Source organism: Allobranchiibius huperziae (genome assembly GCF_013410455.1).
Lineage (GTDB): Bacteria > Actinomycetota > Actinomycetes > Actinomycetales > Dermatophilaceae > Allobranchiibius > Allobranchiibius huperziae.
This window is the reverse complement of record NZ_JACCFW010000001.1, coordinates 822,156-836,485: the sequence shown is the minus strand read 5'-3', so window position 1 is coordinate 836,485 and position 14,330 is coordinate 822,156. Positions and strand designations below refer to the sequence as shown.

Sequence of the window (14,330 nt, the reverse complement as noted above, 5' to 3'; positions counted from 1 at the left end):
GGGTCAGTGGCCGCCGGACCGCACCATCGCCGCGCGCACGACAGGATCGGCCACCGGCTCGGTGCCGGAGCCGCTCGACGCCCGGGGCAGCTGCCGTACGACCGAGGACCCTCCTCGTTGCATCTGACCCGGCGTCCCGCCGGTGGTGCCCACCGGCACCTGGACCGCGACGAGCGCGGCGCCGACGCATCCCGCCACGGCGAACACGGCGCACGCGACGGAACGCCGTGCCGACGCGTACTGCGCGGGCGCAGAGGTCGCCAGGGTGGCCGGCCCCTGCGGCCGGATGGGTGCGCACTCCCGGTGCACCTCCCGCGCCATGTGCATCAGCCCGGCCGCGAGGTCGTGCTGGCCCTGATGACCCAGGGTGAAGCTGCGCATCCGCGCGATGACCTCGCGCTGCTCCTGCACGAAGGCGCGGCAGTGCAGGCAGACCGACAGGTGCCGCTCGACGCCGCAGGTCCGCTCAGGGTCCAGCATCCCGTCGACGTAGTCGGACAGGACGTCCTGATCGTGCATGTCGTGCCCGTCGCGCACGCGGATCATAGGGAACCCGCCGGCATCACCGGCATGCTCAGACCCGGGCGGGTGGCAGGCGCCGTGGACGTGGTCTGCGGACGGGGCGCCCGGTGGGCCAGCGCCTCGCGCAGCTGCGCACGCCCGCGGTGGATCCGCGATCGCACCGTGCCGAGCTTCACGTCCAGGGTCGCGGCGATCTCCTCGTACGACAGGCCCTCGATGTCACACAGCACCACGGCCGCGCGGAAGTCCGGTGCGAGGGCGTCCAGGGCCCGCTGGATGTCGTCGTCGAAGTGCGCGTCGACGTAGGTCTGCTCCGGACTGCCCTCACGGCTCGGGAGCCTTGCTGCGGACTCGTCGGAGAGGGCGTCGAAGCGGATGCGCTGCTTGCGGCGCATCTTGTCCAGGAAGACGTTGGTGGTGATGCGGTGCAGCCAGCCCTCGAACGTGCCGGGACGGTAGGAGCCGAGTGAGCGGAACACGCGCAGGAACACGTCGTGCGTGAGGTCCTCGGCATCGTGCACGTTCCCGGTCAGCCGGTAGGACAGCCGGTAGACGCGCGCGGAGTGCTCGGTGACGATCTCCTCCCACGTGGGGGGCACCCAGCCCGGTGGCGCCTCGTCGGGCACGATCGTGCGGGTCGTCGACGGGGCATGCTGGGTCGTCATGACCTCAGCCTCGCCAGGTCCGCTGTGCGTGGGCTGTGCGGTTGCTTGGCATCCTCGATGCGGTGCATATCGCTTCAACGTACGACGGGTCCGGAATGTTCTCCCGGCGGGCGAGCAGATCGGTGCCGTATTGGTATGTGCCGCCGCGGCCCGGCAGACTGCACCCATGCAGATGCGCGCGTCGAGCTGGAGCTACGCCGAGGACTTCATCACCGAGCCCGAGGCCGTCGCGCGCGCCCGCGAGCGGGGAGAGAAGCTCGGCGCGACCCCGATCGGCACGGGCACCGGAGCCGCGTTGCAGACCCTGGCCGCCGCGGCGCGTGCCACGTCGGTCGTCGAGGTGGGCACGGGAGCGGGAGTCTCCGGCCTCTGGCTGCTCTCCGGGATGCCGGCACGGGGGGTCCTCACGACCATCGACGTCAGCGCCGAACACCAGAGCGCGGCCCGCGAGGCCTACGCCGAGGCGGGCATCGCGCCGCACCGGCTGCGCATCATCTGCGGCAACGCCCTCACGGTGCTCCCCCGGCTGACCGACTCGGCGTACGACATGGTGCTGGTCGACGGTCACAAGCCCGACTACCCCGTGTACGTCGAGCAGGCCCTGCGACTGCTGCGCCCCGGCGGCGTGCTGGCGATCGACAACATGCTGTGGCACGACAAGGTCGCCGACCCGGTGGCGCGCGACGAGGCCACCACGATCGTGCGCGACCTCGGCAAGTCGCTGCGCGACGACCCGACGTTGCGGGTCGCGCTGCTGCCGGTCGGCGACGGCCTCCTGACCGCCGTCACCCCCGACTGACCGGGCCCGCACAAGAACGAAGACCCCACCCGGACGGGTGAGGTCTTCGTCGCGGATGAGGGTCGCCTCAGCCGATACAGCCCTTGATCGCATCACCGAGCGCGGCGGCCTCCTCGGCGTTCATCTCCACCACCAGCCGGCCACCGCCTTCGAGCGGCATGCGCAGCAGGATGCTGCGGCCCTCTTTGGTGACCTCGAGCGGGCCGTCTCCGGTCCGCGGCTTCATCGCCGCCATGGTGCTCCCTTCGGTGGCGTGACGCCTTCGCGCCACCCGCCACGCAGCTTTCCGAACGATCTGCTGGCCGGAACGGCCTCGCAATTGAGCCTTATTATCGCCGAACCGGGTGCGTTGCGGAAATCCGCCGCGCCCCGCACACCCGCCCGTTCCCCGAGGAGACCCCGATGACGTCCGCCGCCGAGCAGGCCGAACACCCCGTCGTAGTCACGAACACCGAGGGCGTCGCGACCGTCCGGCTGAACCGGCCCGAGGCCATGAACGCCCTGGACCTCGCGACCAAGGAGTCGCTGCTGTCCAACCTGCAGGAGCTGGCGGCGGACACCCAGGTGCGCGCGGTCGTGCTCACCGGCACCGGCAAGGCGTTCTGCGTCGGGCAGGACCTCAAGGAGCACGTCACGCAGTTGCGCAGCGGCGAGCCGCTGTCCTCGACGGTGGAGTCGCACTACAACCCGATCGCCACCCTGCTGCTCACCATGGACAAGCCGGTGATCGCCGCCGTCAACGGCATCGCCGCCGGTGCGGGTGCGTCGATGGCGTTCGCGGCCGACGCGCGGATCGTCGCGGACACCGCCGGCTTCAACACCTCGTTCGCGGCCATCGGGCTCTCCAGTGACACCGGGTCGTCCTGGACGTTGCCGCGGTTGATCGGCTACCCGGCGGCGCGCGAGCTGCTGATGTTCCCCCGGACCGTCCCGGCGCAGGAGGCGCAGCAGCTGGGGTTGGTGACCCGCCTCGTACCGGCGGTCGAGCTGGAGCAGACCGTCGCCCAGTTCGCGGCGCAGCTGGCGGCCGGGCCGACGCTGGCGTACGCCTCGATCCGGCAGGCCCTGGCCTACTCGGCCGGTCACGACCTGGAGGCATCCCTGGCGCACGAGGCGGAACTCATGGCGCGGACGGGGTCCTCGCAGGACCACGCGGCCGCCGTCGAGGCGTTCCTGTCCAAGACCCCGGCTCGCTTCGAGGGACGCTGAGGTTCAGATCGGGTTGCCGACGGGCGGAACGAAACGCAGCAGCGTCCAGGCCCACCAGACCTGCCAGCCGAGCGAGAGCAGCAGGAAGACCGCGCACCGCAGCGGGACGAGGACGCGGCGTTCGCGGCGCATCCATCCGACGCCGAGCGTGACGGGCACCAGCGGGAAGAGGAACATCGCGTAGCGGTAGGTGCTGGTCCACACGTCGACGGTCGCGACCAGGTACGCCGCGTACGCCACGGTCCAGCCCAGCAGCACCGGTCCGAGCGCGCGCGCCCATGACCCGGTGACCATCACCACGAACGTCGCGAGCAGCGCCACGAGGACGATGACCGCCCCGACCTGGCCGAAGAGCAACTCGAAGTTGCGCACCCAGGGCACGAAGAAGACGACCCCGTCGGCGCGCCAGGCGCCCTGGGTGTCGAAGTACGCCGACCGGACGCCGGTCACCCGACCGGCGATCTGCGCCCACAACAGCGCCCCCACCACGCCCGCAGCTGCCACCGCCGACATACCGACCCAGTCGCTGCCCCGCACCGGCCGGATGCGCCGCTCGCGCCACCTTGAGACGGCTACGGCCAGGACGACCAGCACCATCGGCGCGGCGATGGGACGGGTCAGGCCCATGGTGAGCGCGAGGACGGCGGCAACGGCCCATTGCTCACGCTCGAGCGCCAGCAGGAAGCCCATCAGCACCAGCAGGGCCAGCGACTCGGTGTAGGTCATCTGCAGGGTGATCGCCGGCGGCAGCGCGCTGAAGACCACCGCACTGGCGATCGCGGCCGGCGCGCCGATCCGGTCGCGCAGCAGCACGGCCATCACCGCTACCGCGGCGCCGCCGAGCACCAGTGACAGCAGGGAACCGGCCACCGCGAACGAGGCTCCGGTCACGAGCATCAGACACTTCACGGCGAGCGGGTAGAGCGGCAGGAACGCCCAGGCGTTCTGCGCGATCTTGCCGTCCTGACCGACCGGCAGGTGATGCGGATACCCGTGCGCGGCGATCTCCTGGTACCACCGCCCGTCCCACATCCGGGTCTCGTCCCAGTACGTCGCGTGGCCGCCGGAGACGCCGCCCGGCACGCCGGCGGGCGGCTGATGACGGGCCAGCCAGATCATCAGGACGGTCGAGAACGCCCGGCAGACCAGGTACCCGAGCACCACCAGCGGCACCAGGCGACGGTCGGCCAGGATCCGCCAGTCGGCGCGCGCGCGTGCGACGGCGCGGGGTGCCAGCAGTGCGGTCATGCGCTCGCCGCGGCTCGGTGACAGTCACGCAGGTGGTCATCGACCACACCGCAGGCCTGCATGGCGGCGTACATCGTGGTGGGCCCGACGTGCGCGAAGCCCGCCTTCTTCAGCTCCTTCGCCAGCGACACCGACTCCGGGGAAGTCGCGCGGACGTCGGCGAGCCGGGCCGGTGGGGTATGCGTGGCGGGCGAGTGCGACCAGAAGAGCTCATCGAGACCGCCGCGCTCGCGCAGCGCCAGGGTGGCACGGGCGTTCGCGCGGGCCGCCTCGATCTTGCGGCGGTTGCGCACGATCGCGGTGTCCTGCAGCAGCCGCTCGACGTCCGCGTCGTCGTACGCCGCCACGACCTGCGGGTCGAAACCGGCGAACGCGGCGCGGAATCCCTCCCGCTTGCGCAGGATCGTGAGCCACGACAGCCCGGACTGGAACGCCTCGAGGGTGATCCGCTCCAGCAGAGCGCGCTCGCCGTGCACCGGGACACCCCATTCGGTGTCGTGGTAGGTGAGGTAGTCCGGGATGGATCCCCAGGCGCAGCGCGCCAACCCGTCGTCCCCGACGATCACCCCGTCGGATGTCACTGCGCCTCCGCGGCCGCGACGATCTTCTTCAGCACTCCGGCGTAGAGGGCACGGCTGATCGGGCGGCTGACCGGTCTGCTGACCGCGGCGAGCGGCGCGGGCGCCGGCCGGACGTCGGTCACCCAGGTCAGCTGCGACCCGGTCGGCGTGGGCGTCACCGTGAAGGACACCGTGCCGGCGAGGACCTTGCCCAGTTTGCGGATGGCGAACGATCCTGGCCCACCGTCCCGCGGCGGATCCCACTCGGTGACCACCATCGGGTCGGGCATCGCCAGCGGACCGAGCCGGCTGGTCGCGGTGAAGTGCTGCCCCACCCCGGCCGGCTCGTCGCCGACCGACATCCGGGTCAGCGGGAAGTAGTCCCCGTGCCGCGACCAGTCCGAGGCAACCGCCCACACGGCGTCGGCGGAGGCGGTCGTGTCGCGCGTCATGCGGATGACGGCCATCGGTCTCAGTCCCGCCGCTGGCGTGGCGCGGAGGCCTCGGCGCGCAGCCGGGCGATCTCGTCGTCCCGCTCCCCCAGCGCCGCGACCAGTCGGTCGAGCACGTCGTCCACCTGACCCATCCGATAGCCGCGCAGGGTCTGGTCGAAGCGCACCGACTCCACGTCCTCGACGGCGAGTCGGCCCTCGGGCAGACCAATGTAGGGCGTCGTCGCGGTCGGCTCGTCCATATGGCCGCCGAACCAGCCGGCGATGCCTGCGAGCACGGCACCCACCAGCAGCACGAGGAGCACCAGCAGGAAGATCGTCACCGCGCCAGACTATCCGGCGGACCCGGCGCCGACTCCCCGCCGCGGCTACTCCGGGCGGCTCGCGGCGATGACCGCGTTCTCCTTCACGATCGCCTGCACCGCTTCGGCCGCGGTGTCGACGACCTGCAGGCGTGCGACGTCGCTGGCGGCGATCATCCCGTGCTCCAGCACGGTGGTGCCGAGCCACTCGATCATCGGCTCCCAGAACGACCGCCCGATGAGGACGACCGGGAAGCTGGTCACCTTCTGGGTCTGGGCCAGGGTGAGGGCCTCGAACAGCTCGTCGAGCGTGCCGAAACCGCCGGGCAGCACGACGTACCCCTGCGCGTACTTCACGAACATCGTCTTGCGCACGAAGAAGTAGCGGAAGTTCACGCCCAGGTCGACGTAGTCGTTGAGGCCGGACTCGAAGGGCAGCTCGATGCCGAGCCCGACGCTGGTGCCGCCCGCTTCGTGCGCGCCCTTGTTGGCCGCCTCCATCGCGCCGGGTCCACCGCCGGTGATCACCGCGTAGCCCGCGTCGACGAGCAGCCGCGCGACCTCCTCGCCCATGGCGTAGAGGTCCGAGCCGTGTTTCAGCCGGGCCGAGCCGAAGACGCTGATCGCCGGGCCCAGCTCGGCGAGGGTGCCGAAGCCCTCGACGAACTCCGCCTGGATGCGCATGACCCGCCACGGGTCGGTGTGCACCCAGTCGGTGTCCTGGTCCTTGTCGAGCAGACGCTGGTCGGTCGTCGTCGCGGGCAGGTACTTGCCCCGCATCGTGCTCGCACCTTTGCGGTGCGTACGCCGCCCGCTCACGCCAGCCACCGGGTCAGCGCTGCCAACGCGTCCTCGATCTGCTGCTCGGGACACCGTTCGTCGTCGGTGTGCGCGAGGTTCGGATCACCGGGACCGAAGTTCACCGCCGGGATGTCCAGCGCCGCGAACCGGGCCACGTCGGTCCAGCCCTCCTTGGCCACGACGGGTAGCCCCAGCGCGTCGACGAACGCCTGGGCGGCGGGCTGGTCCAGTCCGGGTCGGGCGCCGATCGCGCAGTCACCCAGCGTCACGTCGTACCCGCTGAACACCTGCTGCACATGGGCCAGCGCCTCCTCCGCGGACTTGTCGGGGGCGAAGCGGTAGTTGACGCTGACGGTGCACACGTCGGGGATCACGTTGCCGGCGATGCCGCCGCTGATGCCCACGGCGTTGAGCGCCTCGTGGTAGTCGAGGCCGTCGACCTGCACGGTCGCCGGCTCGTACGCCGTGAGCCGCGCCAGCACGTCGCCCGCGTCGTGGATCGCGTTGTGCCCGTTCCACGGTCGCGCGGAGTGCGCCGAGATCCCCTTCGTCACGACGTCGACCCGCAGGGTGCCCTTGCAGCCGCCTTCGATGCCGCCGTTGGTCGGTTCGAGCAGCACTGCGAACTCGGCGTCGAGCAGGTCGGGCTGCTGCTCGCCGATGCGCTTGAGGCCGTTGAACTCCTCCTCGATCTCCTCGCAGTCGTAGAAGATGAAGGTGACGTCCCGCGACGGATCGGGCACCCGCGCCGCCAGCGCGAGCTGCACCGCGACGCCACCCTTCATGTCGGTGGTGCCGCGACCCACCAGCATCCCGTCGACGCGTCGTACGGGGATGTTGGGCGGATCGGTCAGCGGGACTGTGTCCAGGTGACCCGCCAGCACCACCCGCTCGTCACGGCCGAGTTCGGTGCGGGCGACGACCACGTTGCCGTCGCGCACGACGTCCAGGTGCGGCAGCGACAGCAGCGCGGCCTCGACCGCATCGGCGATCGCACGCTCCTGAGTGCTGACCGAAGCGATGTCGCACAGATCGGCGGTGAGGGTGACCACGTCCCGGGTCAGGTCGAGCGTGTGGATCGGCATGGGCCTCATCCTGTCCCATCGGTCACGGTGCGCCGCCGAAGCCCGGCCCACGCAACACCCCCCAGGCCCAGACGACCTGCAGGATCACGAATGCCAGACACCATCCGATCGCGCGCGCCCCCTGGCGCCTGCTGGGTCGGGCGCGGCCGGCGCCGATGAGGACGACCGCCAGGGGGAAGGCGGGCAGCAGGTAGCGCACGACGCTGGCGTTGACCAGAGCGGCCGCCGCGATGTACCCGAGGTAGGCGACCACCCAGATGCGCAGGACCCAGCCCAGACGCTGCGCCCAGGGTCCGAGCGCCAGCGCAAGGATGCCGAGACCGACGGCCACGGCGATCGCGACGCTGACGGGGGTGGGCACGACCCGGTTCAGCTGGCTGAGCAGCGAGCCGAACGGGTGCGCCTTGTCGGTGAACTGCCAGGCGAGCTCGGTGAGGACGTAGCCGTTGCGCACGCCGGTGCGCCACCCGACGTACGCCGCCCAGATCCACCCTGCGAGCGCCGTGACCACCACCATCGCCACGATCCGGATGCGCTCGCCGCGCAGGAGTGGACGGTCCGCGCGGGCGCGCCACCGCAGCCACGCCGCGACCAGTGCGGCGACGATCAACGGCGGCCCGAGTGGCCGCGCCAGACCCACCACAGGCGCCAGAACCGTTGCTATGAGCCATTTCTCGCGCGTGAGTGCCCATAGCAAGGCGCCGAGCAGCAGCATCGCCAGCGACTCGGTGTAGGCCATCTGCAGGGTCGGCGACGCCGGGCTCGCGGCCCACAGGATGGCCGCGACCGCTGCGGCCGCCGGTCCGACGAACCGCCGCAGCAGGACCACCAGCATCCCTGTCGCCGCGACGCCCAGCACCAGGCTGAGGGTCGTGGCGACGACCTCGAACGATCCGCCGGTCGCCCACATCAGGGCGCGGATCAGCCCGGGGTAGAGCGGCAGGAACGCGTACTCGTTCTCGGCCACCGACCCGTCCGGGCGATGCGGCAGCGTGGCCGGGTAGCCGTGATCGACGATCCGGCGGTACCACTGGCCATCCCACTGGGTGGCGACACCGAAGTAGTCGCGCGACGGGTGGTGGTAGGCGTGCTGGCCGACCCAGATGATGACCAGCGCCGAGATCGCGCGCAGCACGACGTACCCGACGCATGCGGTGAGCACCGGGTGGGTGCGCAGCACCTGACGGACGGACACGTGCGCCAGGGTCGCAGATCAGCTAGAGCCGGCGGGCTCCCGCACCGTGTACGACGCCTCGAGACGATCGCACTCGGCGTCGGTGAGCTCCAGGTCGACCGCCGCGATCGCGTCGTCGAGGTGGGCGGCCTTGGTGGCTCCGACGATCGGCGAGCTCACCACGGGGTTGCGCAGCACCCACGCGAGCGCGACCTGCGCGCGGGTGACCCCGCGCTCGTCCGCGACCTTGGCCACCTCGTCGACGATCGTGCGGTCCTCGTCGCGGTAGAGCGACTTGCCGAACTCGTCGGTCTCACTACGCGTGCTGGTGGCGTCCCAGTCGCGGGTGAGCTTGCCGCGGGCCAGCGGGCTCCAGGGGATGGACCCGACGCCCTCGTCGGCGAGCAGCGGGAACATCTCCCGCTCCTCCTCGCGCTGGAGCAGGTTGTAGTGGTCCTGCATGGTCACGAAACGGGTCCAGCCGTTGGCATCGGCGACGTGCAGCGCCTTGGCGAACTGCCACGCCCACATCGAGGAGGCGCCGACGTAGCGCGCCTTCCCCGACTGCACGACGTCGTGCAGCGCCTCGACCGTCTCCTCGATCGGCGTCTCGGGGTCCCAGCGGTGGATCTGGTAGAGGTCGACGTAGTCGGTGCCGAGTCGTCGCAGGCTCTCGTCGATCTGGGTCATCACCGCTCCGCGGGAGAGGCCCGCGCCGTTCGGTCCCGGGCCCATCCGGCCGTTGAGCTTGGTCGCGATGACGACCTCCTCGCGGCGGGCGAAGTCCTTCAGCGCGCGACCGGTGATCTCCTCGCTGGACCCGGCGGAGTAGACGTTGGCGGTGTCGAAGAAGGTGACTCCGGCCTCGATCGCCTGCCGGAAGAACGGCCGGCTGGTCTCCTCGTCCAGGCTCCAGGGGTGCGCTCCACGTTGCGGCTCACCGTAGCTCATGCAGCCCAGCGCGATCCGGGAAACCTGCAGGCCCGTCGTACCCAGTCGGGTGTACTTCATGACTGTCGCTCCTCGCCGTCGGTTCGCTTTTCTATGCGACCGTACGCCGACACGCACCGGCCCCGCGTCCGGGACGGGCTGATACGACAGGTCGCTCACCTACCCTGGGGCCATGACGCGCAGCGCCTGGGGTCATGGCCTCACGACCACGACGTACGACGGCACCGTCCTCGACACCTGGTACCCCACCCCCCAGCTCGGTGACGCGCCCGCGGACGACCCGTACTCCACGCCGGCCCGCCTCGCCGCGCTGGCAGGCGACGACATCGCGCGCAGGGTCAAGACCGCGACGGTCTCGACCCAGGTCGACCTGGACGCGCCGCCCGCCGACGTGCCCGACGCGTACCTGCGCCTGCACCTGCTGTCCCACCGGCTCGCGCGGCCGAACTCGATCAACCTGGACGGGCTCTTCGGGGTGCTGTCCAACGTGGTCTGGACCAGCGCGGGTCCCTGCCCCGTCGAGGGGTTCGAGGAGACCCGGATGCGGTTGAAGATCGACGGGCCCGTGCATGTCTACGGCGTCGACAAGTTTCCGCGGATGACCGACTACGTCGTGCCGTCGGGCGTCCGGATCGCCGACGCCGACCGGGTCCGGCTGGGTGCGCACCTGGCGCCGGGCACGACGGTCATGCACGAGGGTTTCTGCAACTTCAACGCCGGCACGCTGGGCACCTCGATGGTGGAGGGCCGCATCGTGCAGGGCGTGGTGGTCGGCGACGGCAGTGACATCGGTGGGGGCGCCTCGATCATGGGCACGCTGTCGGGCGGCGGCAAGGAACGGGTGTCCATCGGCGAGCGTTGTCTCATCGGAGCACAGGCCGGGGTCGGTATCTCCCTCGGCGACGACTGCGTGGTCGAAGCGGGGCTCTACGTCACCGCGGGCACCAAGGTCACTCTCGACGACGACTCGGTCGTCAAGGCCCGCGATCTGTCCGGGCGCTCCTCGATGCTCTTCCTGCGCGACTCCACCACCGGCGTCGTCCGATGCCGGGGTCGCCAGGGTCACGGCATCGCCCTCAACGACGTACTGCACCAGAACTGAAAGAGCCACCGTCCCCCACATGCCATTCCGCAAGAAGAAGGATCCGCACGCCCACGACCGCGAGTTCGACGGGTTGTACGACGATCACCTCGACGCCTCACACGAGCCCGATGACGCGCACGGTTGGGACCACGACGTGGATCCCCACGATCCCGTGGCGCACTTCGACTTCCACGACGCACCCCGCCGACGGCGCGGCTGCGGGTGGACCGCCGGCTGCCTGGTGCCGATCGTGCTCGTGGCGGCGGTGGCCGGTGGCGCGTACTACGGCTACCAGCATCTGCTGGACAACTTCGGCTCACCCACGTGCCAGTTCACCGCGAACGGCAGCTTCGACTACTCCCCCGAACAGGCCGCGAACGCCGCGACCATCGTCGACGTCGGCACGATGAAGCTGGGCCTGGAGCCACGCGCCGCGCAGGTCGCCGTCGCGACCTCGATCACCGAGTCCAAACTGCGCAACCTCACCTACGGCGACCGGGACTCCCTCGGGCTCTTCCAGCAGCGGCCCAGCCAGGGTTGGGGCACCCAGGCCGAGATCCTCGATCCGGTGCAGTCCAGCACCGCCTTCTACAACCGGCTGACCAGCATCGACGGCTGGCAGGCGCAGGCCGTCGAGGTCGCGGCTCAGGAGGTGCAGCGCTCGGGGGTTCCCACGGCGTACGCGGACCACGTGTCGGCCGGTCAGGTGCTGACCGCCTCCCTCGACGGCGGCGCACCGGAGAAGGTGACCTGCCGTCTCGACCCGGCCAAGACCTCCTCCACCCCCGCGGCGGTGGTGTCGAAGATCGCGAATCAGACGGGTCTGCAGGCAAATGCGGGCACCTCGGACGTCACCTTCCGCGCCCGCAGCACCGACCGCGCCTGGGCTGTCGCCGCGTGGGCGGTCACCCACGCCGACGCCGAGGGCATCACCAGCGTCACCGTCGGCGATCGGGAGTGGAAGCGCCATCGTGGCCGTGACGGCGCGAAGTGGATCGGCGCGAGCAGGTCGGCCGGGTCGGCGACCAGCGTGCGGATCACGCTCGCCGGCCGCTGATCCCCCGCGCCGGCCCTCCTTCCGGCCCGCTCGGCCCCGAACGACGCGGCGATCCCCCACGCCCACCGCTCGTTTCGGCCCGCTCAGCCCCGAACGACGCGTCCTCACCCTCCCGAGCCCGCGTCTTGGCCCGCTCGGCCCCAGACGAGCACCGATCCCCCGCGCCGGCCCTCCTTCCGGGCCGCTCGGCCCCGAACGACGCAAGCCCAGATGCACGACGGCCGGTCACCCCCGCGGGTGACCGGCCGACTGCATCCTCACAGTGCGTGAGTCGCCTTACTTGGCAAGGCCCTTCATGATCTCGCGCATCAGGTCGGCGGTCGCGGACGGCGTCTTGCCGACCTTGACGCCCGCTGCCTCGAGGGCCTCCTGCTTGGCGGCCGCGGTGCCGGACGATCCGGAGACGATGGCGCCGGCATGGCCCATCGTCTTGCCCTCCGGTGCGGTGAACCCGGCCACGTAGCCGACGACCGGCTTGCTGACGTGGTCCTTGATGTACGCCGCGGCGCGCTCCTCGGCGTCGCCGCCGATCTCGCCGATCATCACGATGGCGTCGGTCTCGTCGTCCTTCTCGAACGCCTCGAGACAGTCGATGTGGGTGGTGCCGATGATCGGGTCGCCGCCGATGCCGACCGCGCTGGAGAAGCCGAACTCCCGCAGCTCGTACATCATCTGGTAGGTCAGCGTGCCCGACTTGGACACCAGACCGATGCGACCCGCCCCCGCGATGTCCGCGGGGATGATGCCGGCGTTGGACTTCCCGGGGCTGATGAGACCGGGGCAGTTCGGCCCGACGATGCGGGTGGTGCCCGACGCCACGGCGTGCGCGTAGAACTCCGCGGTGTCCTTGACCGCGATGCCCTCGGTGATGACGACGACCAGCGGCATGGCGGCGTCGATGGCCTCCACGACGGCGGCGCGCGCGAAGGCCGGCGGCACGAAGACGACCGACACGTCGGCGCCCGTCTCCTTCATCGCCTCGGCGACCGTGCCGAAGACCGGCACGCTCTTGCCACCGTCGAACTCGACCTGCTGACCCGCCTTGCGCGGGTTGACGCCGCCGACGATCGAGGTGCCCGAGGCCAGCATCCGGGTGGTGTGCTTCATACCCTCGGAGCCGGTCATGCCCTGCACGACGACCTTGGAGTCGGCGTTCAAAAAGATTGCCATTACGAGTGTTCCGTCCTCTACGTCAGTCAGCGTGCGGCGAGCTCGGCGGCCTTGGCCGCGGCGCCGTCCATGGTCTCTTCGATGGTCACCAGCGGGTGGTTGCGGTCGGCCAGGATGCGCCGACCCTCCACCACGTTGTTGCCGTCGAGGCGTACGACGAGCGGCTTGGTGGCGCCGTCACCGAGGGTGTCGAGCGCGCCGACGATGCCGTTGGCGACCGCGTCGCACGCCGTGATGCCGCCGAAGACGTTCACGAAGACGCTCTTGACCTGCGGGTCGCCCAGGATGATGCCGAGGCCGTTGGCCATCACCTCGGCCGACGCACCGCCACCGATGTCCAGGAAGTTCGCGGGCTTGGGGTGCGCGCCGGCGGGGTTGGTGACCTTCTCGCCGGCGTACGCCACGACGTCCAGGGTCGACATGACCAGGCCCGCGCCGTTGCCGATGATGCCGACGTCGCCGTCGAGCTTGACGTAGTTGAGGCCCTTCTCGTGCGCCTGCGCCTCGAGCGGGTCGGCAGCCGACCGGTCCTGCAGCGCCTGGTGGTCCGGGTGACGGAAGTCGGCGTTGTCGTCGAGGGTCACCTTGCCGTCGAGGGCGACGATCGCGCCGTCGGCGGTCTGCACGAGCGGGTTGACCTCGACCAGCGTCGCGTCCTCGTCGCGGTAGACCTCCCACAGCTTCTGGAGCACGGGCGCGACCTTGGCGCCGGTCTCCTCGTCGAACCGGGCGGCCTGGACGATCTCGCGTGCCTTGGCCTCGTCGATGCCCACGATGGGGTCGACGGCGATTCGCGCGAGTGCGTCGGGCCGCTCGACGGCGAGCTGCTCGATCTCCATGCCGCCCTCGACCGAGCACATCGCCAGGTAGGTGCGGTTGGAGCGGTCCAACAGCACGGAGAAGTAGTACTCGTGCTCGATCTGGGCGCCTTGAGCGATCATCACGGTGCCCACGGTGTGGCCCTTGATGTCCATGCCGAGGATCTGCTCGGCGTACGTCGTGGCCTCGGCCGGCGTCTTGGCGACCTTCACGCCGCCGGCCTTGCCGCGCCCGCCGGTCTTGACCTGCGCCTTGACGACGGTGACTCCACCGCCACCGATCTCCTGGGCGACCTGCTCGGCCTGCGCCGCGTCGGTGATGGTTTTGCCCGCGAGCACCGGCACGCCGTGTGCCTCGAACATGTCGCGCGCCTGGAATTCGAACAGATCCACGTCTGAGCCGTCCTCAACGTCCTAGAAAATATGCCGCCTC

17 protein-coding genes are annotated in these 14,330 nt (G+C 70.7%); 4 read left to right on the top strand and 13 right to left on the bottom strand.

The genetic code is table 11. The features are described 5' to 3' along the window. Positions 1-3: 3 nt before the first annotated feature. Together HNR15_RS03980 and sigE are read right to left on the bottom strand one after the other, a co-directional pair. The gene (locus HNR15_RS03980; protein ID WP_179479303.1) at positions 4-519 is read right to left on the bottom strand and encodes an anti-sigma factor family protein; all 516 of its coding nucleotides are present in this window, start codon (positions 517-519) and stop codon (positions 4-6) included. Positions 520-542: 23 nt separating this feature from the next. Continuing rightward, positions 543-1,187 carry an RNA polymerase sigma factor SigE gene (gene sigE, locus HNR15_RS03975; RefSeq protein ID WP_179479301.1) on the bottom strand — a complete coding sequence of 215 codons (645 nt, stop codon included), beginning with the start codon at positions 1,185-1,187 and terminating at the stop codon, positions 543-545. Positions 1,188-1,359: 172 nt separating this feature from the next. Here sigE and HNR15_RS03970 point away from each other — a divergent pair, with 172 nt between their 5' ends. After that, the gene (locus HNR15_RS03970; RefSeq protein WP_179483577.1) at positions 1,360-1,986 is read left to right on the top strand and encodes an O-methyltransferase; all 627 of its coding nucleotides are present in this window, start codon (positions 1,360-1,362) and stop codon (positions 1,984-1,986) included. Between the two features lie 67 nt (positions 1,987-2,053). On the opposite strand, the gene HNR15_RS03965 is transcribed toward HNR15_RS03970, so the two are convergent. Continuing rightward, positions 2,054-2,221, bottom strand: coding sequence for a DUF3117 domain-containing protein (locus HNR15_RS03965; protein WP_083450321.1), 168 nt, complete (start codon positions 2,219-2,221; stop codon positions 2,054-2,056). A gap of 167 nt (positions 2,222-2,388) precedes the next feature. Between HNR15_RS03965 and HNR15_RS03960 the strand changes: the two genes are divergently transcribed. After that, positions 2,389-3,195 (top strand): enoyl-CoA hydratase/isomerase family protein, encoded by an 807-nt coding sequence (locus HNR15_RS03960; protein WP_179479299.1) that lies wholly within the window; start codon positions 2,389-2,391, stop codon positions 3,193-3,195. 3 nt (positions 3,196-3,198) lie between these two features. Here HNR15_RS03960 and HNR15_RS03955 read toward each other — a convergent pair whose 3' ends face one another. Genes HNR15_RS03955 through HNR15_RS03920 form a run of 8 tightly spaced genes read right to left on the bottom strand, consistent with a single transcriptional unit; the run spans position 3,199 to position 9,828 of the window. Next, positions 3,199-4,443, bottom strand: coding sequence for a hypothetical protein (locus tag HNR15_RS03955; protein ID WP_179479297.1), 1,245 nt, complete (start codon positions 4,441-4,443; stop codon positions 3,199-3,201). Continuing rightward, positions 4,440-5,024, bottom strand: a complete 585-nt coding sequence (locus HNR15_RS03950; RefSeq protein ID WP_179479295.1) for a DNA-3-methyladenine glycosylase I — start codon at positions 5,022-5,024, stop codon at positions 4,440-4,442. The genes HNR15_RS03955 and HNR15_RS03950 overlap by 4 nt, the downstream gene beginning before the upstream one ends. Continuing rightward, complete coding sequence (locus tag HNR15_RS03945; protein WP_179479293.1) at positions 5,021-5,470, bottom strand: SRPBCC family protein; 450 nt, start codon at positions 5,468-5,470, stop codon at positions 5,021-5,023. Before HNR15_RS03945 ends, HNR15_RS03950 begins: the two co-directional genes overlap by 4 nt. A 5-nt stretch (positions 5,471-5,475) precedes the next feature. Next, positions 5,476-5,778 (bottom strand): DivIVA domain-containing protein, encoded by a 303-nt coding sequence (locus HNR15_RS03940; RefSeq protein ID WP_218883539.1) that lies wholly within the window; start codon positions 5,776-5,778, stop codon positions 5,476-5,478. Between the two features lie 45 nt (positions 5,779-5,823). Next, a complete protein-coding gene (locus HNR15_RS03935; RefSeq protein WP_179479292.1) occupies positions 5,824-6,537 on the bottom strand; it encodes an LOG family protein in 714 nt (237 codons plus the stop codon). Positions 6,538-6,572: 35 nt separating this feature from the next. Beyond that, the gene (dapE, locus tag HNR15_RS03930) at positions 6,573-7,643 is read right to left on the bottom strand and encodes a succinyl-diaminopimelate desuccinylase (RefSeq protein ID WP_179479291.1); all 1,071 of its coding nucleotides are present in this window, start codon (positions 7,641-7,643) and stop codon (positions 6,573-6,575) included. Positions 7,644-7,665: 22 nt separating this feature from the next. Next, positions 7,666-8,838 (bottom strand): hypothetical protein, encoded by a 1,173-nt coding sequence (locus tag HNR15_RS03925; protein ID WP_179479290.1) that lies wholly within the window; start codon positions 8,836-8,838, stop codon positions 7,666-7,668. A gap of 18 nt (positions 8,839-8,856) precedes the next feature. Then, on the bottom strand, positions 8,857-9,828 hold the full coding sequence (locus HNR15_RS03920; protein ID WP_179479289.1) for an aldo/keto reductase: 972 nt from the start codon (positions 9,826-9,828) through the stop codon (positions 8,857-8,859). 112 nt (positions 9,829-9,940) lie between these two features. Here HNR15_RS03920 and dapD point away from each other — a divergent pair, with 112 nt between their 5' ends. Continuing rightward, complete coding sequence (gene dapD / locus HNR15_RS03915) at positions 9,941-10,870, top strand: 2,3,4,5-tetrahydropyridine-2,6-dicarboxylate N-succinyltransferase (protein ID WP_179479288.1); 930 nt, start codon at positions 9,941-9,943, stop codon at positions 10,868-10,870. A gap of 19 nt (positions 10,871-10,889) precedes the next feature. Beyond that, a complete protein-coding gene (locus HNR15_RS03910; protein WP_179479287.1) occupies positions 10,890-11,909 on the top strand; it encodes a hypothetical protein in 1,020 nt (339 codons plus the stop codon). A gap of 276 nt (positions 11,910-12,185) precedes the next feature. On the opposite strand, the gene sucD is transcribed toward HNR15_RS03910, so the two are convergent. Beyond that, complete coding sequence (gene sucD, locus HNR15_RS03905) at positions 12,186-13,079, bottom strand: succinate--CoA ligase subunit alpha (protein ID WP_179479284.1); 894 nt, start codon at positions 13,077-13,079, stop codon at positions 12,186-12,188. A 26-nt stretch (positions 13,080-13,105) separates the two neighbouring features. Then, a complete protein-coding gene (gene sucC, locus HNR15_RS03900; protein ID WP_179479282.1) occupies positions 13,106-14,290 on the bottom strand; it encodes an ADP-forming succinate--CoA ligase subunit beta in 1,185 nt (394 codons plus the stop codon). Positions 14,291-14,330 lie beyond the last annotated feature (40 nt).